Here is a 24,062-nt window from a genome sequence, read left to right as displayed (position 1 = left end):
GCGCGTCCGCCGCCTCCGACGTCCGTCAGCCCTGCGGCGCCCCGAGGTCCGTCGCGAGCAGGTCGAGCGCCTCGACCACGTCGTCCGGCGCGGCGAGGCGGAACCGGGCGACCGTCTCGCCCGCCCCCACCTTGATCGTCACGTCGTCCGGACCGAGCGCCGCGAACGCGTGCTCGTCGGTCACGTCGTCGCCCGCGTAGACGACGACGGCCGCGCCGAGCTCGGTCCGCAGCGCCGTGATGGCCTCGCCCTTGCTCGCGTGCAGCACCGAGATCTCGACGACGTCCTTGCCGTGCAGCACGCCCGAGCCCAGCTCCGCGCCGATCTCGAGCGCCTCACGCTCCGCCGCCGCGGCCACGTCCCGCTCCGCGAGCCGGGTGTGCACGACGACCGCGGTCGGCTTGGTCTCGACCCACACGCCGTCCCGCCCGCGGGCCACGGACGCGGTCTGCGCGCCGAGGGCCGCGAGGCGGTCCGCCTGCTCGTCGCTCAGCTGCACGACGTCCCGATCCAGGCCGAACGTCGTGACGCGCGCGCGCTCGGCCCCGTGGCTCCCGACGAGGAACGTCCCGGGCGGCACCTGCGCGAGCGCGTGCAGGTCGGCCATCGCACGCCCCGAGACGAGCGCGATGCGCACCCGGGCGTCGTCGGGCAGCCCGCCGAGCGCCTCGAGCGCCGTGACGCCGCGCGGCAGGATGCGCGACGCCGAGGGGTCGTCCTGCAGCGGCGCCAGCACGCCGTCGAAGTCGAGCGCGACGAGCAGCGGGCGGCGCGTCGTGTCGCCCGCGAGCCCGGCGAGAGTAGCGAGCGTCGTGGACCGGTCGTCGGCCGCGCCGGGGCCGGTCGCGGCGGAGGTCGCCGTGCGCGGCTCAGACATCGTCGCCCCGCCCCGCCGAGCCGGCGTGGACCGAGTCGGACGACTCCCCGTGCGTCGTCGTGTCGCTCTCCCCGCGGACCGGGACGGCGGTCAGCACCGCGAGGAACGAGTCCGACCACTGCGCGACGTCGTTCTCGAGCACGCGCTTGCGCAGCCGGCGCATCCGCTTGCGGGCCTCGCGCGGGTCGAGGTGCACCGCGTAGGTGATCGCGTCCTTGAGGCCCGCGATGTCGTGCGGGTTGACCAGGATCGCGCCCGTGAGCTCGTCCGCGGCGCCCGTGAACTCGCTCAGCACGAGCGCGCCGCGGTCGTCGGACCGGGCGGCGACGTACTCCTTCGCGACGAGGTTCATGCCGTCCCGCAGCGCGGTCACGAGCATGACGTCGGCCGCGAGGTACAGCGCCGCCATCTCCTCCATCGGGTAGGAGTGGTGCATGTAGTGGACCGCCGCGTGGCCGAGCTCGCCGTAGTCGCCGTTGATCCGCCCGACGAGCAGCTCGACGTCGTCGCGCAGCTGCTGGTACGCGCCGACGTTCTCCCGGCTGGGGCTCGCGATCTGCACGAGCGTGGTGTCCGCGACCGAGAGGCGCTCGTCCTCGAGCAGCTCGCCGTACGCCTTGATGCGGTGCCGGATGCCCTTGGTGTAGTCGAGCCGGTCGCAGCCGAGCAGGAGCACCTTGGGGTCGCCGAGCTCGGTGCGGATCTCCTTGGCGCGCTGCTGCACCTCGGGGGTGCGGGCCAGCGCGTCGAACCTCTTCGAGTCGATCGAGATCGGGAACGCCGCCGCGCGCACGTGCCGCTCGACCTTGCCGTGCTTCGTGATCGTGACGACCTGGCCGCGCGTCGTCAGGTCCGTGAACCGGCGTACGACGCGCACGAAGTTCGACGCGTCGCCCGCGCGCTGGAAGCCGATCAGGTCCGCGCCGAGCAGACCCTCGACGACCTGCTTGCGCCACGGCAGCTGCGCGAAGATCTCGAGCGCCGGGAACGGGATGTGGTGGAAGTAGCCGATCCGCACGTCCGCCCGCAGCTGGCGCAGCATCGCCGGGACCAGCTGGAGCTGGTAGTCGTGCACCCACACCGTCGCGCCGTGCGCGGCCTGCTCCGCGGCGGCCGTCGCGAACCGCCAGTTGACCTTGCGGTACGACTCCCACCACTGGCGGTGGAACTGCGGCGGCTCGATCACGTCGTGGTAGAGCGGCCACAGGGTGTCGTTCGAGAAGCCCTCGTAGTAGTCCTCGAGCTCACGCTCGGACAGGGGCACCGGCACGAGGCGCATGCCGTCGGCGTCGAAAGGGTCGAGCTCGAGGTCCGGCGAGCCGCCCCAGCCCACCCACGCGCCGTCGGCGTCCTTCATCACGGGCTCGAGCGCAGTGACGAGGCCACCCGGCGACCGGGTCCACGTCGGCTCACCGTCCTCGCCGAGCGAGACGTCCACGGGCAGTCGGTTCGCGACCACCACGAGGTCATAACCGGCAGTTCCCACCGTCGATCAGCTCCTTGGGGTTTTTTCGACCATACCGTGAGGCGGTCGTGCAGGCGGCGTGCCCACGAGCGCGCTGCGCCACGGAGGCGCTCGCGTCCCGCTACTGTCCGGGCATGGAGCGCAAGGGCCTGACCCCGGGGTCAGAGGTCGGTGGGTACTCGATCGTCGCACCGCTCGGGTCGGGCGGCATGGGGACGGTGTACCGGGCCCTCGACGGGGGCGGCGCCGCGGTCGCGCTCAAGCTGCTGCACGGCGCCGACGACACCGACACCGAGGCCCGGGAGCGCCTGCGCCGCGAGGTCCTCGCGCTGCAGCGGCTGCGCCACCCCGCGGTCGCGGCGGTGCTCGACGCCGAGGCCGACTCCACCGAGGCGTTCATCGTCACCGAGCTCGTCGACGGCGTGAACCTCGAGGAGCACGTGCGCGAGCACGGTCCGCTCGACGCCGCGACGCTGCACGAGGTGGCCGAGGGCCTGCGCAGCGCGCTGACCGCGGTGCACGAGGCCGGCGTGGTGCACCGCGACCTCAAGCCGAGCAACGTCCTCGTCACCGAGCACGGGCCGGTGCTCATCGACTTCGGGATCGCGCACGCGGCCGACGACGCACGCGTCACCTCGACGGGCCTCGTGATCGGCACGCCCGGGTACCTCGCGCCCGAGCTGCTCGACGGCGCCGAGCCGACCGCGCGGAGCGACTGGTGGGGCTGGGCGGCGCTGCTCGCGTTCGCCGCGACCGGCCGTGCGCCGTTCGGGCTGCGGCCGCTCGAGCAGGTGCTCGCGAAGGCGCGCTCGGGCGACCCGGACGTCGCGGGGATCGGCCCGCTGACCGCGGGGGCGCTGCGTGGCGCGCTCGCGGCCGACCCGGAGGCGCGGCTCTCGGCGGCCGACGTGGTCGCGGCGCTGCAGGTCGCGGTCGTCGACGGGGACCCCGTGGGCCCTGCCGTCGCCCCCGTGGGCGGGGTGGTGGGGGACGACGACGCGGACGACGACGGCGCGCAGCGATCCGGCGCGGACGACCTGGCCGACGACGCCGGGGGTGACGACGCAGACGGTGACGACGGCGACCGGGACGACGACGCCGAGGACGCCGTCGCGACGGTGCTGCTGACCAAGCGCGTGCCCGCGCCGGTCGGTGCCGCCGGCACGGGTGCTGCCGCGGCAGCGGCGGGGCTGGCCGGTGCTGCCGCCCTCGCGTCGCACCACGACACGGAGCACGACCCGGACGACGGCGACGACGAGCCGGGCGACGACGGGGAGCCCGAGCCGTACGCCGACGACGCGCAGGACACCGTGCTGCTCGGCGCGGCCGGGACCGCGGTCGGCGCGGTCGCGAGCTCGACCGTCCTGACCAACGACGGCCACACCCAGGTGCTGCGGGCGCCGGTCGCCGCGCCGCCGTCCGTCCCGGTGGGCTCCCGTGCCGACCACCACGACACGGTCGTCGACGACCGGGCGCACGACGGTGGTCCCGACGACGGCGGGGCCCACGACGGGAGCGGCTACGGCTACGGCAAGGGCGACGACGCCGGCCACGACGCCTGGGCCGACCCGGCGGGCGACGACGCGTACCCGGAGGACGACGACCTCGGCTACGAGCGCCCGTTCGCACGCCGCCGGTGGGGCAGCCTGCTGGCCCTGGCCCTCCTCGCGACCGCCTCCGCGGCGCTGTACCCGGGCTGGACGCTGATCGTGCTCGGCGTCGTGCTCGTCCTCGTGCGGACCGCCGGCTCGACGGTCGAGGCGATGTACACGCGGCGCGAGCGCAACGGCGTGCGGCGCACCGACACGCTGCGCGCCGTGGTGTCGACGCCCTGGCACCTCGCCCTCGCCGTCCTCGGGCTCGTGCCCGCGGCTCTCGTGGCCGGCTGCCTCGTGCTGCTCGTGCTCGCCGTCCTGTGGTGGCTGCTGACCGGCGGGTACTGGTCGCCCGACGGCGTCCGGGGCGGTGAGCCGACCGGGATCATCGCCTCGGCGATCGTCGCCGGGGTCTTCCTGCTCGGGCTCGTCACGCTGTGGTGGGGGCCGATCGCGCACACGACCCGCATCGGCGCCCGTCGCGTGCTGTCGGTCGTCGCGCCGGGACGTGCGGGGGCGTTCCTCCTGAGCCTCGTCGCGCTCGCGGTCGCCGGGGTCCTGGTGCTCGAGACGCTCGGCGACCCGCAGGTCGTGTGGTCGCCGCTGCCGCAGCCGCGCCTGCCCTGACCGGAGCGCCCGCGGGGCGCCGCTCGCCGGACCGCCCGCGACGCACAGCCCCGACCCGTACCCTGACCCCATGACCGGCCCACGCGCGCGTGCGGCGGTGCCCGCGCGGCGCCGCCCGTGGTCGCCGCGTGGCCGCACGCCCGCCGCCGGCCACGCCGGTCGGTCGTCGCTCGACCGGTCCCTCGCCCTCCTGCTCGCGGGCGTCGGCCTGCTCGCGGTCGCGCTCGGCGTCCTGGTCCTCCAGGGCCGCCTGCTGCTGCACCCGTGCGTGAGCGCCGACGGGGCGCTCGGCCAGCTCGGTGTGCGCCTCGCGCTCCTCAGCAGCGCGAACGACTGCCCCGAGGGCACCCTCGCCGTGAGCGACGCCGCGACGCACGGCGCGATCCTCGTGCTCAGCGTCGCCGCCCCGGTGCTCGTCGCGCACGTCGTCGTCGCGGCGTTCGGTGCGGGGCTGACCGCGCTCGTGGTGCGCGCCGCGTCGTCCGCCGGGGCCCTGCTCCGCGTGGTCCTCGTGCGGCTGCCGGCCCGTCCGCACGGCGCGTCGACCCCGCTGCGGCGCCTCGTCGTCGTCGGCGGCCCCGACGTCCGTCCGCCGGGGAGCCGAGGTCTGCGGCTGCACCCGCACCGGGGTCCGCCGCTCGCGCCCGCGTGAGCAGCCCACCCACCACCCCGGACCACGAGAGCAGGACCATGCCCAACGAACCCCGCCAGTCGAAGGCCGAGCGCCGCGACGAGGCACGCCAGAAGGCGCTCCAGCTGCAGGCGGAGCAGAAGAAGCGCGAGAAGCGCAACCGGATCGTCGCGATCAGCGGCCTCGTCGCCGCGGTCGCGGTGCTCGCCGTCGTCGTGACGCTCATCCTCAGCCAGGGCAAGGAGGTCGCCGCCGGCGCCGCCTACACGGGCGACCCGGTGGCGATCACCGAGGTCGAGGCCCCGACGACCGCGCTCGAGTCGGGCGGCATCCCCGTCGGCGCCGAGGGCGTCGCGGGCGAGGAGCCCGCCGACGACGCGATCGTCGTCGACGTGTACCTCGACTTCATGTGCCCGTACTGCGCCCAGTTCGAGGAGTCCAACGAGCCCGAGCTCGCCGCGCTGCGGGCGTCCGGCGACGTGACCGTCGTCTACCACCCGACGTCGATCCTCGACCGCCTCTCTCAGGGCACCGAGTACTCGACGCGTGCGGCGGTCGCGGCGGCGGTCGTCGCCGACGAGGCGCCCGAGCAGTTCCTCGACTTCACGGCGGAGCTCTTCGCCAACCAGCCGGCCGAGAACAGCGAGGGCCTCTCCGACGAGGAGATCGCCCAGATCGGCCGTGACGCGGGCGTGCCCGCGGAGGTCGTCTCGCGGTTCACCGCGGCCGACGGCGACGAGGAGTGGCGCGTGTTCGCCCCGTACGTCGCGAGCCTGACCGACAACGCCGGCACGACGCTCGCGTCGGCCGGCGGCAGCGGCGAGTTCACCACCCCCGCCATCGTGATCGACGGCGAGCGGTGGGAGGAGGACTGGCAGCAGCCGGGTGCCCTCACGCAGGCGGTGACCGCCGCGAAGGGCTGACGCTAGGCTGGGCGCGGCGCTGGGGGAGACCCCGGCGCCGCGCCTCCTTAGCTCAGCTGGCCAGAGCACCTGTCTTGTAAACAGGGGGTCATCGGTTCGAATCCGATAGGGGGCTCCCAGCGCCGCGGTGCCCGTCCCCGCCGTGCACCCCGTGCACGATCGTGCAGCCCCGTGGCCCCGGCCGATCCGCCGCGGGCGGTGCGCGCGACGATGGCAGCCTGACCCTGGGGGAGGCTGTCATGAAGAGAACCCGCCTGACGCTCGGCGTCCCGCTCGCCCTCGCCGTGCTGGCGACCGGCGCCTACCTCGCCTCGGCCGGCTCGACGGCCGTCGCGACGCCGCCCGCGCCCAGCCCGTCCGCGCCGAGCTCCGCGAACCTGGTGAGCGGCGTGCTCGTCGGCTCCGAGAACGGGCCCGGCAAGGTGTCGCAGGACGGTGTCGAGCTGAAGACGAAGACCGAGACGACCGTCACGACGTTCGAGCTCACGTATCCCGTCGGCTCGTACTCCGGGTGGCACTCGCACCCCGGGATCGTGGTGGCCGTGGTCAAGGAGGGCGTCGTCGAGCGGCGCACCGGGTGCGGCGCCGGCGAGGTCTTCGGCGAGGGCCAGTCGTTCACCGAGACCGGGCTGCACCACGTGAGCAACGCGGGCGAGGTCGACGCGGTGCTGTCGATCACGCGGATCTACCCGACGGCGAGCACCGTCGGGCGCATCGACCAGCCGGCGCCGCGCTGCTCGTGAGCTCGCCGCGCGGTCCGGGTGCCGGCGCGGTCGCGCTCGTGCCGTCTCAGTCGTCCGCGAGCTCCGACGGCAGCGGCAGGCGCAGCTGCTGGAGCAGGCGCGCGAGCGTCGCCTCGACGAACACGTCGACGGGCTCCCCGTCGGTGCCCGCGTCCGCGAGCAGGGGCCGGACCGCTCCGGCGTCGAGCGTCACGCCGAGCACGTCGCGCGCCCACACGACGAACGCCGCCGTCTCGGTGTCGTTGTCGACCGCCCGGCTCGCGACGGGGTCGTCGAAGTAGTCGCGCGGCTGGTAGCCGAGGTAGAACAGGCCCGCGGCGCCGGTGCTCCAGAACGACACGATCGCGAGGTCCGAGTCGTGGATCTCGACGCGCAGGAACGGCGCGAGCGGCGCGGCGTCGTCGCGCCACGCGCCGTCGGTGTGCAGGTGCACGCCGAAGTAGCCCACGGTCTCCTCCTCGTCGACGCGGCGGCCCGGCTCGGGATGACGGCCGTCCGGCTCGACATGGTGACAGCGCCGGGCCCCGGGCGTGGGCGGTCCGTGCGCGGTTCACCCGAGCGGGCTCACGAGGCGGGGCGGCGAGCTTCGAGCCCCGCCGCGTGCTGCCGCGCGGCGTTACTCGCCCTGCTGCCCGCCGCCCACCTCGACGGGCTCGAGGTGCGGGCGCTTCGCGACGCGCATGTCGCCCGACGACCGTCCGCGCAGCCGCCGCGTCGCCCACGGGTAGACGTGCTCGCGCAGCCACTGCGCGTCCTCGCGGGCCTTCTGCAGGCGCGGCGGCGTCGGCAGCGGCGTCAGCGGGTCGTCCCACGCGGCGTCGTCGGGGGCGAGCCCGAGCGCGACGAGCGCGGCCTGCGCGACCCGGGCGTGGCCGTCCTCGGTGAGGTGGATCCGGTCGGGCGCCCACATGCGCCAGTCCCGCAGCGACCGCATGCCCCAGAGGTCGACCACGTGCCCGCCGTGGCGCCGCGCGATCGACCACACGTGCGCGTTGTAGATCCCGACGCGCCCGCGGGTGCGGCGCACGATCGGGCTGTCGGTCGAGTCGACGCCGGTCGCGAGCAGCACGTCGGCGCCGGTGGCCCGGACCTTCACCACGGCGTCCTCGAGCGAGCCGGCCAGCGCGTCGACGTCGGCCTGCGGCCGCAGGATGTCGTTGCCGCCGCCGACGAGGCTCACGAGGTCCGGCTGCATCGCGAGCGCCTCGGGCAGCTGCTCGGCGAGGATCGAGCGCAGCAGGCGGCCACGGATCGCGAGGTTCGCGTACACGAGCGGGTCGTCGCCCGCGGCGGTGCGCCGGGTCGAGAGGTGCAGCGCGAGCACGTCCGCCCAGCCGCGGCACTCGCCGTCGGGTGCGGGCTGGTCCCACAGACCCTCCGTGAACGAGTCGCCGATCGCGACGTAGCTCCGCCACGTGACCGGCGCCGCGGTGGTGGGGGAGTCGGGTGAGGGGCTCTGCGCGGGGGTGCTCACCGTCCCATTGTGCCGTCGCGCCCCCACGAGTCCAGGCCGCCGGGTCGCACGCCCGGGCCCGGCGAGCCACCCGTGGCGCGGTGCGCGCGCGGGACCGGCCGGTGCCCGGCGCCGCGTCCCCGCCCGCCGCCCGGGCTCAGGGCAGCGACCAGTCGACGGGCTCGGCCCCCTGCTCGACGAGCAGCGCGTTGACGGTCGAGAACGGGCGCGAGCCGAGGAAGCCGCGGTGCGCGGACAGCGGGCTCGGGTGCACGCTCTCGACGCGGGGGACGCTGCCGAGGGCGCCGCGCAAGGACTGCGCGTCGCGCCCCCACAGCACCGCGACGAGCGGCCCGCCGCGCTCGACGAGCGCCTCGATGGCCCGGTCGGTCACGGCCTCCCACCCCTTGCCGCGGTGCGACGCGGGCGCGCCCGGGCGGACGGTCAGGACCCGGTTGAGCAGCATGACGCCCTGGTCCGCCCACGGAGAGAGGTCCCCGGACGTCGGGGGCGTGACGCCGGTGTCGGCGACGAGCTCGGCGAAGATGTTCGCGAGCGAGCGCGGCACGGGCCGCACGTCGGGCTGCACGGAGAACGACAGCCCCATCGCGTGACCGGGCGTGGGGTACGGGTCCTGCCCGACGACGAGCACGCGCACGTCCGCGAGCGGGCGCTGGAACGCGCGCAGCACCGAGCCCCCGTCGGGCAGGTAGCCTCGCCCGGCGGCGACCTCGGCGCGCAGGAAGTCGCCGGCGGCGCGGAGCTGCGGCTCCACGGGGGCGAGGGCCTGCGCCCAGTCCGGTGCGACGAGCTGGTCCAGGGGAGCGGGGTTCACGGGGGCGAGGGTACCGAGCGTGCGCCGAGGGCGGGTGAAGGCCGGCGCCGGGTGCTCCGTGCGGCCGCCTGCTGAATGACACGCGTGTCATTCGCGCCTACGATGGCGTGGTTCGCGCAGCACCCCCAGCCCGCCCCGAGCCCTCCCCGCGCCGGAGCCCGAGCCCCCAGGAGGACGCCATGGACGCCGCCATGCTCACCGGCTCCTCGACGCAGGACGCCCCCGAGACGGCCCCCCTCGAGGCCGACGCCGGCGCTGCCGGTCTCTCCGAGCGCGACCAGCAGGTCCTCGCGTTCGAGCGCCAGTGGTGGAAGTACGCGGGCGCCAAGGAGCAGGCGATCCGCGAGCTGTTCGACATGTCGGCGACGCGGTACTACCAGGTGCTCAACAGCCTGATCGACTCCCCGGACGCCCTCGCGCACGACCCCATGCTCATCAAGCGCCTGCGGCGGATGCGCTCGACGCGCCAGCGCGCGCGCACGGCCCGCCGTCTCGGCAGCGACGCCTGACGCACGCCTCCGGGCCTGCGCTGCCGAGCGGGTGCTGATCGCACCTTTCGAGCGGCACGCGGGTCAACCGGCCGTCGCGCCCAGTCGCAGCCGTTAGCCTGTCCGCCGTGAGCAAGGGCAGCTACCCGTACCCCGAGGACGAGTTCGACGCTGCGGAGGACCTCGACGGCCCCCGCGGCGTGCACCGTGCTCCCCGCTCACGGTGGCGGGCGCTGCTGCCGTTCGCGATCGTCCTCGTCGTGTTCGCGGGGCTCGGTGCGGGTGTCCTGCTCTACCTCGCGAACTCGGACGTCACGCTGCCCGCCGGCCTCGGCAGCGGCACGACCGCGGGGGACGACGCCGGTGACGGCGCGGCCGAGGGTGAGGGCGACGCCGCCGCGGAGGAGGGGGGCGAGGCCACCGACCCGGCCGAGGGCGACGCCGCCGTCGAGCCGCCGCCGACCGAGCCGGTCGCCCCCGCCCCGGACCTCGGGGCTGCGGTCACGGTGTTCAACGCGGCCAAGGTCGCGGGCCTCGCGGGCGAGACCGCGGAGACGCTCACGTCCGCCGGGTTCACCAACGTCGACACCGGCAACCACACCGGCGCCGGCGTCGACGGCACCACCGTCTTCTACGCCGTCGAGGCGCAGCGCCCGACGGCCGACGCCGTCGCCCAGGCGCTCGGGATCACGAAGGTGCTGCCGTCCGCGACCGAGGCGGCGGACGGCATCGCGGTCGTCCTGGAGGCGGACTACACGCCCTGAGGCGGCGTCGTGCGGGCGGACCGCGTCTTGCACTCTCGGGGGTCGAGTGCTAACCATTGACTTAGCACTCTCCGGTGGAGAGTGACAGGATCAACCGGCCGACCGGTGAGGTCCACCACGCGCGGGACATGACCGCGGGAGGTGGTCCGTCCGTCGCGGGCACCGAGCGGCCACCCACGAGCACAGTGAAGGATCACCGCCCCATGGCCAAGATCATTGCCTTCAACGAGGAGGCCCGTCGCGGTATCGAGCGCGGACTCAACGTCCTCGCCGACACCGTCAAGGTCACGCTCGGCCCGAAGGGCCGCAACGTCGTCCTCGACAAGAAGTGGGGTGCCCCCACGATCACGAACGACGGCGTCTCCATCGCCAAGGAGATCGAGCTCGAGGACCCGTTCGAGAAGATCGGTGCCGAGCTCGTCAAGGAGGTCGCCAAGAAGACCGACGACGTCGCGGGTGACGGCACCACGACCGCCACCGTGCTCGCCCAGGCGCTCGTGCGCGAGGGTCTGCGCAACGTCGCCGCCGGCGCCAACCCGATCGCCCTGAAGAAGGGCATCGAGGCCGCCGTCGAGGCCGTCACGGCCCAGCTCCTCTCGCAGGCCAAGGAGGTCGAGACGAAGGAGCAGATCGCCGCGACCGCCTCGATCTCGGCCGGCGACACGGCGATCGGCGAGCTCATCGCCGAGGCGCTCGACAAGGTCGGCAAGGAAGGCGTCATCACGGTCGAGGAGTCCAGCGCGCTGGGCCTCGAGCTCGAGCTGACCGAGGGCATGCGCTTCGACAAGGGCTACCTGTCGGCGTACATGGTCACGGACCCCGAGCGCCAGGAGGCGGTCCTCGAGGACGCCTACGTGCTGCTCGTCGAGTCGAAGATCTCGAACGTCAAGGACCTGCTGCCGCTGCTGGAGAAGGTCATCCAGTCCGGCAAGCCGCTGTTCATCGTCGCCGAGGACGTCGAGGGCGAGGCCCTGGCCACGCTCGTCGTCAACAAGATCCGCGGCACGTTCAAGTCGATCGCCGTCAAGGCGCCCGGCTTCGGCGACCGCCGCAAGGCGATGCTGCAGGACATGGCCATCCTCACGGGCGGTCAGGTCGTCTCGGAGACCGTCGGCCTCAAGCTCGACACGGTGGGCCTCGAGGTCCTCGGCACGGCGCGCAAGATCGTCGTGACGAAGGACGAGACCACGATCGTCGAGGGTGCGGGCGACGCGTCGCAGATCGCGGGCCGCGTGGCCCAGATCCGCGCCGAGATCGAGAACTCGGACTCGGACTACGACCGCGAGAAGCTCCAGGAGCGCCTCGCGAAGCTGGCCGGCGGCGTGGCCGTCATCAAGGCCGGCGCGGCGACCGAGGTCGAGCTCAAGGAGCGCAAGCACCGCATCGAGGACGCCGTCCGCAACGCGAAGGCCGCCGTCGAGGAGGGCATCGTCGCCGGTGGTGGCGTCGCGCTCATCCAGGCCGGCAAGCTCGCGTTCGAGGGCCTCAAGCTCGAGGGTGACGAGGCGACCGGTGCGAACATCGTCCGCATCGCGCTCGACGCGCCGCTCAAGCAGATCGCGATCAACGCGGGCCTCGAGGGTGGCGTCGTCGCCGAGAAGGTGCGCAACCTCCCGACCGGTCACGGCCTGAACGCCGCGACGAACACCTACGAGGACCTGCTCCTCGCGGGCGTCAACGACCCGGTCAAGGTCACGCGCTCCGCGCTGCAGAACGCGGCGTCGATCGCGGCGCTGTTCCTCACCACCGAGGCCGTCGTGGCCGACAAGCCGGAGAAGGCCGCTGCGCCCGCCGGCGGTGGCGGCGAGGACTTCGGCGGCGGGTTCTGATCCGCTGAGCCTCACCCGGCGGCCCTGAGCCGCCGACAGCACACGGCGACGGGCCGGTCACCTTCGGGTGGCCGGCCCGTCGCCGTTCGTGCGCCCGCCGAGGCGTGATCGAGACCGAGGCGAAACACACCGTTCACCGCCGCGCGTGCGTCGTGGAAACACCCGGTCCCTAGCGTCCTCGGTCATGGGCACAGGGATGTATACACAGCGGGACACAGTGCGGTGTCGCGCGATCCGGAGCCCGGACCAGGGGAGGCTCCCCCCGAGGGACTCCCGCGACCCGCTGCGAAAGGCACCCCGTTGACCACATCACGCACGCGCGCACTCGCTCTGCCCGTGGCGGCCCTCGCCGTCGCCCTCGGCCTCACGGGCTGCGGCGGAGCGCGCACCGACGCCGGGTCCTCCGGCGGGAGCACGTCGTCCGGCGGGGCCGCCGCCTCGTGCGTCGACACCTCGGGCGACGCCGTGAAGATCGGCTTCCTCAACTCGCTGTCCGGGACCATGGCGATCTCGGAGCAGACGGTCCGTGACGCGCTCGACCTCGCCGCCGAGGAGATCAACGCGGACGGCGGCGTGCTCGGCAAGCAGCTCGAGATCGTCGGCGAGGACGGCGCCTCCGAGCCGACGGTCTTCGCGGAGAAGGCCGAGAAGCTCATCTCGTCCGACTGCGTCGCCGCGGTGTTCGGCGGGTGGACCTCGTCGTCCCGCAAGGCGATGCTCCCGGTGTTCGAGAGCAAGGACGCGCTGCTGTTCTACCCCGTGCAGTACGAGGGGCTCGAGGCGTCGCCCAACATCTTCTACACGGGCGCGACGACGAACCAGCAGATCGTCCCGGGCATGGACTACCTCAAGGAGCAGGGCAAGACGAAGGTCTTCCTCGTCGGCTCCGACTACGTCTTCCCGCGGACCGCGAACAAGATCATCAACGCCTACGCCGAGGCGAACGGCATCGAGATCGTCGGCGAGGAGTACGCGCCGCTCGGGCACACCGACTTCTCCACGATCGTCAACAAGCTCAAGGCGTCGGGCGCCGACGCGGTGTTCAACACGCTCAACGGCGACTCCAACGTGGCGTTCTTCAAGGAGTACAAGAACGTCGGGCTCGGCGTCGACACCACGCCGGTCGTCTCGGTGTCGATCGCCGAGGAGGAGGTCGGCGGCATCGGCGTCGAGAACATCGAGGGCCAGCTCACCGCGTGGAACTACTACCAGACGGTCGAGAGCCCCGCGAACACGACGTTCGTCGAGGCGTTCAAGGCGAAGTACGGCGAGGACCGCGTGACGTCCGACCCGATGGAGGCCGCGTACACGTCGCTCTACCTGTGGAAGGGCATGGTCGAGAAGGCCGAGTCGTTCGACGTCGCGGACGTGCAGGACGCGGCCGACGGCGTCTCGTTCGAGGCGCCCGAGGGCACCGTGACGGTGAACGGCGAGAACCACCACATCGCCAAGACGGCCCTCATCGGCAAGATCGGCGCCGACGGCCTCATCTACACCGAGTGGAGCTCGGACGAGGCGATCGAGCCCGACCCGTTCCTCGAGGGCTACGACTGGGCCGAAGGCCTGTCCTGACCTGATCAGCGGGCCGCGTCACCGCCGGAGGCGGACGACGCGGCACGACCAGCCCGCCCCGCACGGTGGCCGGCGCTCCGGAGTCGGAGCGCCGGCCGCCCGCGGGGCCGCACGGAAAGGGGGCCGGGATGGATGCCCTGTTCTCGCAGCTCTTCGCCGGGCTGAGCCTCGGGTCGGTGCTGCTGCTCGCGGCGCTCGGGCTCGCGCTCACGTTCGGTCAGATGGGCGTCATCAACATGGCGCACGGGGAGTTCATGATGGCGGGCGCCTACACGGCGTACGTCGTGCAGGGCGTGATCGCCGACGCGGGGGTCTCGCTGCTCGTCTCGCTCGTCGTCGGCTTCCTCGTGGGCGGGCTGCTCGGGCTCGTGCTCGAGGTCACGCTGATCTCGCGGATGTACCGCCGGCCGCTCGACACGCTGCTCGTGACCTGGGGCGTCGCGCTCGTGCTCCAGCAGGCGGCGCGCGACGTCTTCGGCGCACCGAACGTCGACGTGCGGGCGCCGGCGTGGCTGTCCGGGGCGGTCGAGCTGTTCGGGCTCGGGGTCCCGAAGACGCGGCTGTTCATCCTGCTCCTCGCGGTCGTGTGCATCACGGCGCTCGCGCTCCTCCTGAGGTTCACGCCGCTCGGCCGCCGGATCCGCGCGACCGTGCAGAACCGCGACCTCGCGGAGACGTCGGGGATCTCGACGCGCGCGACCGACCGGCTCACGTTCTTCGTCGGCTCGGGGATCGCCGGGGTCGCGGGCGTCGCGCTCACGCTGCTCGGGTCCATCGGCCCGACGCTCGGCACGAGCTACATCGTCGACGCGTTCCTCGTCGTCGTCGTGGGCGGCATCGGGCAGCTCAAGGGCACCGTGATCGCGGCGCTCTCGCTCGGCATGCTGCAGGCCACGTTCGAGTACTCGACCACGGCCAGCATCGCGAAGGTGCTGCTGTTCGTGGTGATCGTCGCGTTCCTGCAGGTGCGGCCGCAGGGGCTCGTGTCGCTGCGCACGCGGAGCCTCGCGTGACGCGCGCCGACGCGCAGCCGGGTGCAGCCCGGGCCTCGCGCCCCTCGGGCGCCGCCCGGTTCCTCACCGGTGAGCGCGTGCGCACGCTCGCCGGGTTCGCCGTCGCCGCCGTCGCGCTGTTCGGCGTCGCCCCTGCGCTGCTGTCGGACTTCCGGCTCGGGCTGCTCGCGAAGTTCTGCTGCCTCGCGATGGTCGCGGTCGGCATCGGGCTCGCGTGGGGCCGCGGCGGGATGCTCACGCTGGGCCAGGGCGTGTACTTCGGGCTCGGCGGCTACCTCATGGCGATGCACCTCAAGCTCGCCGACGCCGGGCCGGGCGGCGTGCCCGACTTCATGCTGCTGTACGGCGACGGGACCGTGCCGGGCTGGTGGGAGCCGTTCCGCAGCCCTGTCGTGACGGTCGTCGCGATCGTGCTGGTCCCGGTCGCGCTGGCCTCGGTGCTCGGGTTCGCGGTCTTCACGCGGCGGGTGCGCGGGGCGTACTTCGCGATCCTGTCGCAGGCGCTCGCGGCGGCGTTCGCCATCCTGCTCGTCGGGCAGCAGAAGGTCACCGGCGGCACGAACGGGCTCAACGGCTTCCGGTCGTTCTTCGGCTACGACCTCGCGGACCCGGTCAACAAGGAGATGCTCTACCTCATCGCCGCCGGGACGCTGCTCGCGATGGTCGCGATCGTGCGGCTCCTGATGCGCTCGCGCTTCGGGGAGCTGCTCGTGGCGGTGCGCGACCAGGAGAACCGCGTCCGGTTCCTCGGGTACGACCCGGCGGTCGTCAAGGTCGTCGCGTACGCGGTCGCGGCGGCGTTCGCCGGGATCGGCGGCGCGCTGTTCGTGCCGATCGTGGGGATCATCTCGCCCGCGGACGTCGGCGTCGTGCCGTCGATCGGGTTCCTCGTCGGCGTGGCGATCGGCGGGCGCGCGACGCTGCTCGGGCCGGTGCTCGGGGCGCTCGCCGTGTCCTGGGCGCAGACGTCGCTGTCCGAGCAGTTCCCGTCCTTCTGGACCTACTTCCAGGGGGCCCTGTTCATCCTCGTCGTCGCGTTCCTGCCGGGCGGCCTCGCGTCGCTCGGGGGCGTGTGGCGGCGGTGGCGTGCCGGCCGGGCCGGGCGGGACGACGTGCCCGACGAGGTCCCGGCACCGGCGGCGCCGACCCCCACCACGACGTCCGAGACCGTCACGTCCGGGAGCACCCCATGACCGACATCCCCCAGCCGGAGCAGGTGCTCGACCCCGACGCGCTCGAGCAGGTGCTCGCCGGGCCTGACGACCGGTTCCGGCACGACTACCTCGAGGTCCGCGGCCTGCGCGTCGAGTTCGACGGCTTCGTGGCCGTCGACGGCGTCGACCTCACCGTCACGCAGGGCGACCTGCGCTTCCTCATCGGCCCGAACGGCGCCGGCAAGACGACGATCGTCGACGCGATCACCGGCCTCGCGCGGGCGACCGGGTCGGTGCGGTTCGGCGGCGTCGAGCTGCTCGGCAGGGCGTCCCACCGGGTCGCCCGGGCCGGCGTCGGGCGCACGTTCCAGACCGCGAGCGTGTTCGACGAGCTCAGCGTGCTGCAGAACCTCGACATCGCTGTCGGGTCCCGCCGGGGGGCCCGCGCCCTGCTGCGGCGCCGGTCGGTCGTCCCCGAGGTCGTCGAGCAGGCGCTGGAGACCGTCGGGCTGACCGCGCTGCGCGACGCGCCCGCGGGTGTGCTCGCGCACGGGCAGAAGCAGTGGCTCGAGATCGGGATGCTCCTGGTGCAGGACTCGCGGCTGCTGCTGCTCGACGAGCCCGTCGCCGGGATGAGCCACGCCGAGCGGGAGCAGACCGGGCTCCTGCTGCAGCGGATCGGGGCGCAGCGCACGGTCGTGGTCGTCGAGCACGACATGGAGTTCCTGCGCTCGTTCGCGTCGTCGGTCACGGTGCTGCACCAGGGACGCGTGCTGAGCGAGGGGACGGTCGCGCAGGTCCAGGCGGACCCGCGCGTCGTCGAGGTGTACCTGGGCAGCGGACGGAAGGAGCGGTGATGCTCGAGCTCGAGGGCGTGCACGTCGGGTACGGGCGCACGTCCGTGGTCCACGGCGTCGACGTGCGGGTGCCCGACGGCGGGATCGCCGCCGTGATGGGCCACAACGGCGCGGGGAAGACGACGCTGCTGCGCGCCGCGGTCGGGCTGCTCAAGGTCCGGTCGGGGGCCGTCCGGCTCGCGGGGGAGGACATCACCCGGCTGCGCCCGCACGAGCGGGTGCGGCGCGGGCTCGCGTACGTGCCGCAGGGGCAGCAGTCGTTCGGGCAGCTCACCGCGCGGGAGAACCTCCAGCTCGTCGCCGACGGCCAGGGCTCCGCGGGCGCGCGGCGTACCGACGAGGCGCTCGACCTGTTCCCGGCGCTGCGCGGGCTGCTCGGCCGGCGCGCCGGGCTGCTCTCGGGCGGCCAGCGCCAGCAGCTCGCGATCGCGCGCGCCCTCATCACGGGCCCGAAGGTGCTGGTCCTCGACGAGCCGACCGAGGGCATCCAGCCGTCGGTCGTCGCCGAGATCGAGGACGCGGTGCTCGCGCTCACCGCCGCGGGCGGGCTCGCGGTGCTGCTCGTCGAGCAGCACGTCGGGTTCGCCCTCGGGGCGGCGTCGCACTACGCGGTGCTCGAGTCCGGGCGGGTCGTCGCGTCCGGCGAGGGCGGGATCGAGCAGGAGGCGCAGGTCCGTGCCGCGATGGCGCTCTGACGGCGCGCGCCGGGCGCGGTCCGGTGCGGACGCTGCCGCCCGGGACGCGCCACCCGGAGGGATACGCTCCGTGGGTATGAGCGCTGAGGTGGACGCGGGCACCGCGACGGGGTCGGCGAGCACGTCGCGGTCGCTGCGCGACGTGGTCTACGAGCGCCTGCGCGACGACATCCTCAACGGCCGGGTGTCGCCGCGCGAGCGCCTCACCGAGCCCAAGCTCGGCAAGGCGTTCGAGGTCTCGCGCACGCCGGTCCGCGAGGCGCTGTCCCGCCTCCTGTCCGACGGGCTCGTCGAGCGCACCGACTACGGCTACGCGGTCGTCGTGCCGAGCCTCGAGGACCTGCGCAACCTCTACGAGCTGCGCATCACGCTCGAGCTGCGCGGCATCGCGCGGGCCATCGAGAACCCGGGCGTGCGGCACGACGAGGACCAGGTCCGGGCCGAGCTGACCCGTTGGCAGGAGCTGCGCGACACCCCGCCCGAGCCCGACCCGGCGTTCGTGCTGCTCGACGAGGGCTTCCACCTCGCGCTGTCCCGCTCGTCGGGCAACGCCCAGCTCACCGACGCGCTGGTGACCGTCAACCAGAAGATCCGCGCGGTCCGCATGCACGACTTCGTGGAGACCGGCCGCATCGTCACGACGATCGACGAGCACATCGAGATCCTCGACCTCGTGCTCGCGCGCGACCTCGCCGCGGCGCTCACGGCGCTGCACAGGCACGTGGGGGAGTCGCTCGAGGTCGTCATGGAGCGCGCCACGGGCGCGATGACCCGGATGGCGCTCGCGGGCTGACGCCCGCGTAACTCAGCGTTTACGCCCGCACCCGCTGCGGGAAACACCGTCTCCCTACGGTTCGAGGGCGGATACGGAGGTGTATACACCCCCGCATCCGGCGGTGGAGCGCCACGACGACCCGGGCCGGACGGCTCGGCGGCGGAGCGGCACCCGCCGTCCGACCGCCCCTCACGCCCGTGGGAGCCCCCGTGTTCGAGACGCTGCTCGTCGCCAACCGAGGCGAGATCGCCTGCCGGATCCTGCGCACCGCCGCAGACCTGGGCCTCAAGACCGTCGCGGTCTACTCGGACGCCGACGCCGCGGCCCCGCACGTCCGGATGGCCGACGTCGCGGTGCGCCTCGGGCCCGCCCCCGCGGCCGAGAGCTACCTGCGCTCCGAGCTCGTGCTCGACGCCGCGATGACGACCGGCGCCGGCGCGATCCACCCCGGCTACGGGTTCCTCTCCGAGAACGAGGTCTTCGCCGCCGAGGTCGAGGCGGCCGGGCTCGCTTTCGTGGGCCCGACCCCCGCGCACCTGCACGTCTTCGGCGACAAGCACCGCGCGCGCGTCGCGGCCGAGGCGGCCGGCGTCCCGCTCGTGCCCGGCAGCGGGCTGCTCGACTCGCTCCCCGACGCGCTCGCCGCGGCCGACGCCGTCGGGTACCCGGTGATGCTCAAGGCCGTGGGCGGCGGTGGCGGGATCGGGATGCAGGCGTGCGCCGACGCGACCGAGCTCGCGGGCGCGTACGAGAAGGTGCAGCGCATCGCGGCCGCCAACTTCGGCAGCGCCGGGGTCTTCCTCGAGCGGTTCGTCGCGCGGGCCCGGCACCTCGAGGTCCAGGTGTTCGGCGACGGCGAGGGGCGCGTCGTGAGCCTCGGGGACCGCGACTGCTCGCTGCAGCGCCGCAACCAGAAGGTGCTCGAGGAGGCCCCGGCCCCGAACCTGCCCGACGACGTCCGGGAGCGGATGCAGGCCTCGGCGCGCGCGCTCACCGCGTCGGTCGCGTACCGCTCCGCCGGCACCGTCGAGTACGTCTACGACGTCGACCGGGCCGAGGTGTCGTTCCTCGAGGTCAACACGCGCCTCCAGGTCGAGCACCCCGTGACGGAGGAGGTCACCGGCGTCGACCTCGTCGCGTGGATGCTGCGGCTCGCGCAGGGCGACGCCGACCTGCGCGACGAGCTCGCCGCGCTGCCGGACTCGGGCCCGGCGCTGCGCGGGCACGCCGTCGAGGCACGGGTGTACGCCGAGGACCCGCGGCACGACTACCGGCCCAGCGCCGGGCTGCTCACCGACGTCCGGTACCCCGAGGGCGTGCGCGTCGACGCGTGGGCCGAGACCGGTCAGGAGGTCACGACCCATTACGACCCGATGCTCGCCAAGGTCGTCGTGCACGGCGCCGACCGGGCCGCCGCGCTCGCGGCCGCCACCGACGCGCTCGCCGGGACCCGCGTGACCGGCGTGCAGACGAACCTGCCGCTGCTGCGGGCCGCCGTCGCCGTCCCCGAGGTCGTCGCGGCGACGCACACGACCGCGACCCTCGGGGGCGTCACGGACGACGAGCCGCACGTCGAGGTCCTGCGCGGCGGGGTCATGACCACGGTGCAGGACTGGCCCGGGCGGCTCGGGCACTGGGACGTCGGCATCTCGCCGTCGGGCCCGATGGACGACCTGTCGTTCCGGCTCGGCAACCGCGCGCTCGGCAACCCCGAGGGCGCGCCGGGGCTCGAGTGCACGCTCGTGGGCCCGCGCCTGCGGTTCAGCCACGAGGCGGTCGTGTGCGTGACCGGCGCGCGGGCGCCGGTCACGGTCGACGGCGAGCCCGTCCCGCAGTGGGAGCCCGTGACCGTCCCGGCGGGCGCGGTGCTCGACGTCGGCGCGCCGCACGGCGCGGGCCTGCGGACGTACGTGCTGCTGCGCGGCGGCCTCGACGTGCCGCTGTACCTGGGGTCGGCGTCGACGTTCTCGCTCGGCGGGTTCGGCGGGTACACCGGGCGCGCTCTCGTCGTCGGCGACGTCCTGGTCCCCGCCCCCGCGGCCGACGAGGCGCCGCCTGCGGTCCCCGTCGCCGAGGAGCTGCGGCCCGAGCTCGTGCACGAGTGGCACGTCGCGGTGCAGGAGGGCCCGCAGCCCGCGCCGTCGTACTTCACGCCCGAGGACATGGCGATGCTCTACGCCGCGACCTGGCACGTGCAGACGCACGCGAACCGCACCGGCATCCGGCTCACCGGGCCGAAGCCGCAGTGGGCGCGGCCCGACGGCGGCGAGGCCGGCCTGCACCCGTCGAACCTGCACGACAACCCGTACTCGGTCGGCGCGCTCAACGTCAGCGGCGACACCCCGATCCTGCTCGGGCCCGACGGGCCGAGCCTCGGCGGCTTCGCGTGCCCGGTGACCGTGGTCGCGGGGCACCGCTGGAAGATGGGCCAGATCCGGCCCGGCGACACCGTGCGGCTCGTGCCGGTGCCCGAGGCGACCGCGGACGCGCTGCGGGGGTCGGACGCGCTGCGCGGGCTCGACCGCATCGGCGCGGAGGCGGGCGCGGCGCCCGACGGACCGGGAACCGCGGCCGCCGGCGTCGCGCTGGCCACCGGGCCCGACGGCGACGACGGCGTGCTGCACCGCATCCCCGCCGACCCGGTTGACCCGCTCGGCCGCCCCGAGGTCGTCTACCTGCGCGGCGCCGACGACAACGTGCTCGTCGAGTACGGCCCCATGACGCTCGACCTGGGGCTGCGGCTGCGGGTGCACGCGCTCGGCGAGGCGCTCCGGGCGCGCACCGACGCCGGGCTCGCCGGCGTCGTGGACGTCACGCCCGGGGTCCGCAGCCTGCACGTCCACGTCGACCCGGACGTGCTCGGCGTCCGTGCGCTCGTCGCCGTGCTGGCCGAGCTCGAGGCGACGCTGCCGCCCACGGCGGACCTCGTCGTCCCCAGCCGGCGCATCCACCTGCCGATGTCGTTCGACGACCCGTGCATCGCCGAGGCCACGTCCCGCTACGCCGCGGGGGTCCGCGCCGAGGCGCCGTGGCTGCCCTCGAACATCGAGTTCATCCGCCGCGTCAACGGCCTCGACTCGACCGACGACGTGCACGCCACGATGTTCGACGCCGAGTACCTCGTCCTCGGGCTCGGCGACGTGTACCTCGGGGCGCCGCTCGCCGTGCCGCTCGACCCGCGGCACCGGCTCCTGACCACCAAGTACAACCCGGCGCGCACGTGGACCGCGGCGGACACCGTCGGGCTCGGCGGCACGTACCTGTGCGTCTACGGCATGGACTCCCCGGGCGGCTACCAGCTCGTGGGGCGGACCGTGCCGATCTGGTCCGGGCACCGCCAGCGCGGGGTCTTCGAGCCGGGCACCCCGTGGCTGCTGCGGTTCTTCGACCGCATCGTGTGGCACCCGGTGAGCGCGGAGGAGCTCGTCGAGCAGCGCGCCGCGTTCGCCGCCGGGCGGCTCGACGTCGAGGTCGAGCACGGCACGTTCTCCTACGCCGAGCACCTCGCGATGCTCGCGTCCGAGCACGACGCCATCGCCGCGTTCCAGTCCCGGCAGGCCGAGGCGTTCGCCGCCGAGCGCGCCGCGTGGGAGGCCGCGGGGGAGTTCGCGGTCGAGGAGCCCGCGGACGACGACGCGGCCGGGGGAGCGCACGCACCGGGTGGCGCGGCGGGCGGCCCGGCGGTCGAGGTGCCGCCGGGCTGCGTGCTCGTCGAGGCCCCCATGGTCGGCAGCGTGTGGCGCGTCGAGGTGCGCGAGGGCGAGCAGGTCCGCGCGGGCGACCCGCTGGTCGCGCTCGAGGCCATGAAGCTCGAGCTCGCGGTCGACGCCCCGGCGGACGGGCGCGTCCGGCAGGTGCTCGTCGAACCGGGTCAGCACGTGGCTCCCGGTGCGCCGCTCGTCGTCGTGGAGGTGGGGGCATGAGCGCCGTCGAGCGGGTCCGGGCGGCCTACCGCCGGATCGCCGAGGTGGACCGTCCCGAGGTGTGGATCGCGGTGCGGCCCGAGCCGGAGGCGCTCGCGGCGGCGGCGGACGTCGACGCCCGGGTCGCCGCGGGCGAGGACCTCCCGCTCGCCGGGACGACGCTCGCGGTCAAGGACAACGTCGACGTCGCGGGCTTCCCGACGACCGCGGGCTGCCCGTCGTACGGCGTCACGCCCGCGACGCGGACCGCCCCCGCCGTCCAGCGGCTCGTCGACGCGGGCGCCGTCGTGCTCGGCAAGACGAACCTCGACCAGTTCGCGACCGGGCTCGTCGGGACCCGCTCGCCGTACGGCGCGGTCCGGCACGCGACGCTGCCCGAGCGGGTCTCGGGCGGGTCGAGCTCGGGGTCGGCGGTCGCGGTGGCGCTCGGGATCGCGGACGTCGGCATCGGCACAGACACGGCCGGCTCGGGGCGCGTCCCCGCGGCGTTCCACGGGATCGTCGGCATCAAGACGACGCTCGGGCTGGTCCCGACCCCCGGCGTGGTGCCCGCGTGCCGCTCCTACGACGTCGTGACCACGTTCACGCGGGACCTCGACCTGGGCGTGCTCGCCACGCGCCTCATGACCGGGCCCGACGCCGCCGACCCCACCGGCCGCGTGTGGCCGCCCGACGTCCGGCTCGGGCTGCGGCCCGACCCCGTGGTGGCGGTCCCGCGCGCGGCCGACCTCGCGCCGCTGTCCGCGGGCTGGCGCGCGGCGTTCGCGGACGCGGTGGACGCCGTCGGGCGCACGGGCGCGCGGGTCGTGGAGGTCGACGTCTCGCCGATGCTCGAGGCGGCGCGGCTGCTGTACGACGGCGCGATCGTCGCGGAGCGGTACGCCGCCGTCGGCGAGTTCCTCGCGCACGCGCACGCGGCCGGTGACGCGGGCGTCGACCCGGTCGTCGCGGGCATCGTGCTCGGTGGGCGGGACGTGACCGCCGCCGCGTACGTGCAGGACCGCGAGGCCCTCGACCGGGCGCGCGCCGACGCGCTCCGCACGCTCGCCGGCGCCGACCTGCTGCTCCTGCCCACGACGACCGAGCACCCGACGATCGCCGCGGTGCAGGCCGACCCCGTCGCGATCAACCGGCGCCTCGGCACGTACACGAACTTCGTCAACCTCCTGGACCTCGCGGCGGTCGCCGTCCCCGCCGGGGAGGCAGACGGCGGACCGTTCGGCGTCACCGTGCTCGCTCGCGCCTTCGACGACCAGCTCGCGCTCGACCTCGCGGCGCGGCTCCGCGACGTGCAGGAGCGGGATGCGACGGCCCGCCCGACGGTCGTGTCGTCGGGCGGTACCGGCGGTGCGCTCGTGGTGGACGGCGGCGTCGAGATCGCGGTCTTCGGGGCCCACCTGCGCGGCCAGCCGCTCAACGGCCAGCTCCACGACCTCGGCGCCCGCTTCGTGCGGACCGTCGCGACGTCGGACGCGTACCGCCTCACGGCGCTCGGGACGACCCCGCCCAAGCCCGGGCTCGTCCGCGCGGGGCCCGGCGAGGGCGCGTCGATCGCCGGGGAGGCGTGGCTCGTCTCGCTCGCCGGCCTCGGGCGCCTGCTCGCGACGCTGCCCGCCCCGATGCTCCTGGGGCCCGTCGAGCTCGCCGACGGCACGTGGGTCGTCGGCTTCGGGTGCGCGCTCGACGCCGCCGCCGCCGGCGACGACATCACCGTGCACGCGAGCTGGCCGGCCTACCTCAGGAGCGGGACGCCCGCGGCCGGGCCCGCGGTGGCCGTGCGCTGAGCCGGCGGCCCGCGCCGGACGGATCTCGCACGGTCGTCGGGAGGGTCGCCCGCGCCGAT

General features: G+C 74.6%; 20 protein-coding genes and 1 tRNA gene. 16 read left to right on the top strand and 5 right to left on the bottom strand.

Translation table 11 applies throughout. The annotated features are described in order from the left end of the window. Positions 1-25: 25 nt before the first annotated feature. The gene (gene otsB, locus AB6N24_RS05775; RefSeq protein ID WP_412868469.1) at positions 26-877 is read right to left on the bottom strand and encodes a trehalose-phosphatase; all 852 of its coding nucleotides are present in this window, start codon (positions 875-877) and stop codon (positions 26-28) included. Next, positions 870-2,336, bottom strand: coding sequence for an alpha,alpha-trehalose-phosphate synthase (UDP-forming) (locus AB6N24_RS05770; protein WP_412868468.1), 1,467 nt, complete (start codon positions 2,334-2,336; stop codon positions 870-872). Before AB6N24_RS05770 ends, otsB begins: the two co-directional genes overlap by 8 nt. Before the next feature lie 140 nt (positions 2,337-2,476). Between AB6N24_RS05770 and AB6N24_RS05765 the strand changes: the two genes are divergently transcribed. The 5 genes from AB6N24_RS05765 (at position 2,477) to AB6N24_RS05745 (ending at position 6,861) form a co-directional block, all read left to right on the top strand. Next, positions 2,477-4,564, top strand: coding sequence for a serine/threonine-protein kinase (locus AB6N24_RS05765; protein WP_412868467.1), 2,088 nt, complete (start codon positions 2,477-2,479; stop codon positions 4,562-4,564). Between the two features lie 70 nt (positions 4,565-4,634). Then, positions 4,635-5,216 carry a hypothetical protein gene (locus tag AB6N24_RS05760; protein WP_412868466.1) on the top strand — a complete coding sequence of 194 codons (582 nt, stop codon included), beginning with the start codon at positions 4,635-4,637 and terminating at the stop codon, positions 5,214-5,216. Positions 5,217-5,254: 38 nt separating this feature from the next. Continuing rightward, on the top strand, positions 5,255-6,118 hold the full coding sequence (locus AB6N24_RS05755; RefSeq protein WP_412868465.1) for a DsbA family protein: 864 nt from the start codon (positions 5,255-5,257) through the stop codon (positions 6,116-6,118). A gap of 41 nt (positions 6,119-6,159) precedes the next feature. Next, positions 6,160-6,233 (top strand) — tRNA-Thr (locus tag AB6N24_RS05750). Positions 6,234-6,357: 124 nt separating this feature from the next. Continuing rightward, complete coding sequence (locus tag AB6N24_RS05745) at positions 6,358-6,861, top strand: hypothetical protein (protein WP_412868464.1); 504 nt, start codon at positions 6,358-6,360, stop codon at positions 6,859-6,861. A 46-nt stretch (positions 6,862-6,907) separates the two neighbouring features. Here AB6N24_RS05745 and AB6N24_RS05740 read toward each other — a convergent pair whose 3' ends face one another. From AB6N24_RS05740 to AB6N24_RS05730, 3 genes are all read right to left on the bottom strand, one after another. Then, entirely contained in the window at positions 6,908-7,309 is a 402-nt protein-coding gene (locus AB6N24_RS05740) for a hypothetical protein (RefSeq protein ID WP_412868463.1), read from the bottom strand. A 168-nt stretch (positions 7,310-7,477) separates the two neighbouring features. Beyond that, positions 7,478-8,335 carry an SGNH/GDSL hydrolase family protein gene (locus tag AB6N24_RS05735; protein WP_412868462.1) on the bottom strand — a complete coding sequence of 286 codons (858 nt, stop codon included), beginning with the start codon at positions 8,333-8,335 and terminating at the stop codon, positions 7,478-7,480. Between the two features lie 136 nt (positions 8,336-8,471). Then, positions 8,472-9,149 carry a uracil-DNA glycosylase gene (locus tag AB6N24_RS05730; protein WP_412868461.1) on the bottom strand — a complete coding sequence of 226 codons (678 nt, stop codon included), beginning with the start codon at positions 9,147-9,149 and terminating at the stop codon, positions 8,472-8,474. A 179-nt stretch (positions 9,150-9,328) separates the two neighbouring features. Here AB6N24_RS05730 and napA point away from each other — a divergent pair, with 179 nt between their 5' ends. From napA to atzF, 11 genes are all read left to right on the top strand, one after another. Further along, complete coding sequence (napA, locus tag AB6N24_RS05725; protein ID WP_412868460.1) at positions 9,329-9,658, top strand: nucleoid-associated protein NapA; 330 nt, start codon at positions 9,329-9,331, stop codon at positions 9,656-9,658. A 107-nt stretch (positions 9,659-9,765) separates the two neighbouring features. Then, a complete protein-coding gene (locus tag AB6N24_RS05720) occupies positions 9,766-10,401 on the top strand; it encodes a LytR C-terminal domain-containing protein (RefSeq protein ID WP_412868459.1) in 636 nt (211 codons plus the stop codon). Between the two features lie 203 nt (positions 10,402-10,604). Continuing rightward, positions 10,605-12,230: a chaperonin GroEL gene (groL, locus tag AB6N24_RS05715; RefSeq protein WP_412868458.1), complete on the top strand. Its 1,626-nt coding sequence runs from the start codon at positions 10,605-10,607 to the stop codon at positions 12,228-12,230. A gap of 336 nt (positions 12,231-12,566) precedes the next feature. Then, positions 12,567-13,802, top strand: a complete 1,236-nt coding sequence (gene urtA, locus AB6N24_RS05710; RefSeq protein ID WP_412868457.1) for an urea ABC transporter substrate-binding protein — start codon at positions 12,567-12,569, stop codon at positions 13,800-13,802. A gap of 128 nt (positions 13,803-13,930) precedes the next feature. Beyond that, positions 13,931-14,815: an urea ABC transporter permease subunit UrtB gene (gene urtB / locus AB6N24_RS05705; RefSeq protein ID WP_412868456.1), complete on the top strand. Its 885-nt coding sequence runs from the start codon at positions 13,931-13,933 to the stop codon at positions 14,813-14,815. Continuing rightward, positions 14,812-16,008 (top strand): urea ABC transporter permease subunit UrtC, encoded by a 1,197-nt coding sequence (urtC, locus tag AB6N24_RS05700; RefSeq protein ID WP_412868455.1) that lies wholly within the window; start codon positions 14,812-14,814, stop codon positions 16,006-16,008. The genes urtB and urtC overlap by 4 nt, the downstream gene beginning before the upstream one ends. After that, complete coding sequence (gene urtD / locus AB6N24_RS05695; protein ID WP_412868454.1) at positions 16,005-16,826, top strand: urea ABC transporter ATP-binding protein UrtD; 822 nt, start codon at positions 16,005-16,007, stop codon at positions 16,824-16,826. Before urtC ends, urtD begins: the two co-directional genes overlap by 4 nt. Then, positions 16,826-17,521, top strand: a complete 696-nt coding sequence (gene urtE, locus AB6N24_RS05690; RefSeq protein WP_412868453.1) for an urea ABC transporter ATP-binding subunit UrtE — start codon at positions 16,826-16,828, stop codon at positions 17,519-17,521. The genes urtD and urtE overlap by 1 nt, the downstream gene beginning before the upstream one ends. A 76-nt stretch (positions 17,522-17,597) precedes the next feature. Continuing rightward, positions 17,598-18,314: a GntR family transcriptional regulator gene (locus tag AB6N24_RS05685; RefSeq protein ID WP_412868452.1), complete on the top strand. Its 717-nt coding sequence runs from the start codon at positions 17,598-17,600 to the stop codon at positions 18,312-18,314. A gap of 191 nt (positions 18,315-18,505) precedes the next feature. Then, entirely contained in the window at positions 18,506-22,219 is a 3,714-nt protein-coding gene (gene uca / locus AB6N24_RS05680) for an urea carboxylase (protein ID WP_412868451.1), read from the top strand. Beyond that, positions 22,216-24,003: an allophanate hydrolase gene (gene atzF / locus AB6N24_RS05675; protein ID WP_412868450.1), complete on the top strand. Its 1,788-nt coding sequence runs from the start codon at positions 22,216-22,218 to the stop codon at positions 24,001-24,003. Before uca ends, atzF begins: the two co-directional genes overlap by 4 nt. Positions 24,004-24,062: the final 59 nt, after the last annotated feature.

The sequence above is a fragment of the Cellulomonas jepli genome, assembly GCF_047229345.1.
Taxonomy (GTDB): Bacteria; Actinomycetota; Actinomycetes; order Actinomycetales; family Cellulomonadaceae; genus Cellulomonas_A.
The sequence above is the reverse complement of the archived record's forward strand: the minus strand, read 5'-3'. Positions and strand labels throughout refer to the sequence as shown.

Coding starts and splice junctions, on each gene's coding strand:
- otsB (WP_412868469.1), bottom strand. CDS start 877: ATGTCTGAGCCGCGCACGGCGACCTCCGCCGCGACCGGCCCCGGCGCG.
- AB6N24_RS05765 (WP_412868467.1), top strand. CDS start 2,477: ATGGAGCGCAAGGGCCTGACCCCGGGGTCAGAGGTCGGTGGGTACTCG.
- AB6N24_RS05760 (WP_412868466.1), top strand. CDS start 4,635: ATGACCGGCCCACGCGCGCGTGCGGCGGTGCCCGCGCGGCGCCGCCCG.
- AB6N24_RS05755 (WP_412868465.1), top strand. CDS start 5,255: ATGCCCAACGAACCCCGCCAGTCGAAGGCCGAGCGCCGCGACGAGGCA.
- AB6N24_RS05745 (WP_412868464.1), top strand. CDS start 6,358: ATGAAGAGAACCCGCCTGACGCTCGGCGTCCCGCTCGCCCTCGCCGTG.
- napA (WP_412868460.1), top strand. CDS start 9,329: ATGGACGCCGCCATGCTCACCGGCTCCTCGACGCAGGACGCCCCCGAG.
- groL (WP_412868458.1), top strand. CDS start 10,605: ATGGCCAAGATCATTGCCTTCAACGAGGAGGCCCGTCGCGGTATCGAG.
- urtB (WP_412868456.1), top strand. CDS start 13,931: ATGGATGCCCTGTTCTCGCAGCTCTTCGCCGGGCTGAGCCTCGGGTCG.
- urtD (WP_412868454.1), top strand. CDS start 16,005: ATGACCGACATCCCCCAGCCGGAGCAGGTGCTCGACCCCGACGCGCTC.
- urtE (WP_412868453.1), top strand. CDS start 16,826: ATGCTCGAGCTCGAGGGCGTGCACGTCGGGTACGGGCGCACGTCCGTG.
- AB6N24_RS05685 (WP_412868452.1), top strand. CDS start 17,598: ATGAGCGCTGAGGTGGACGCGGGCACCGCGACGGGGTCGGCGAGCACG.
- atzF (WP_412868450.1), top strand. CDS start 22,216: ATGAGCGCCGTCGAGCGGGTCCGGGCGGCCTACCGCCGGATCGCCGAG.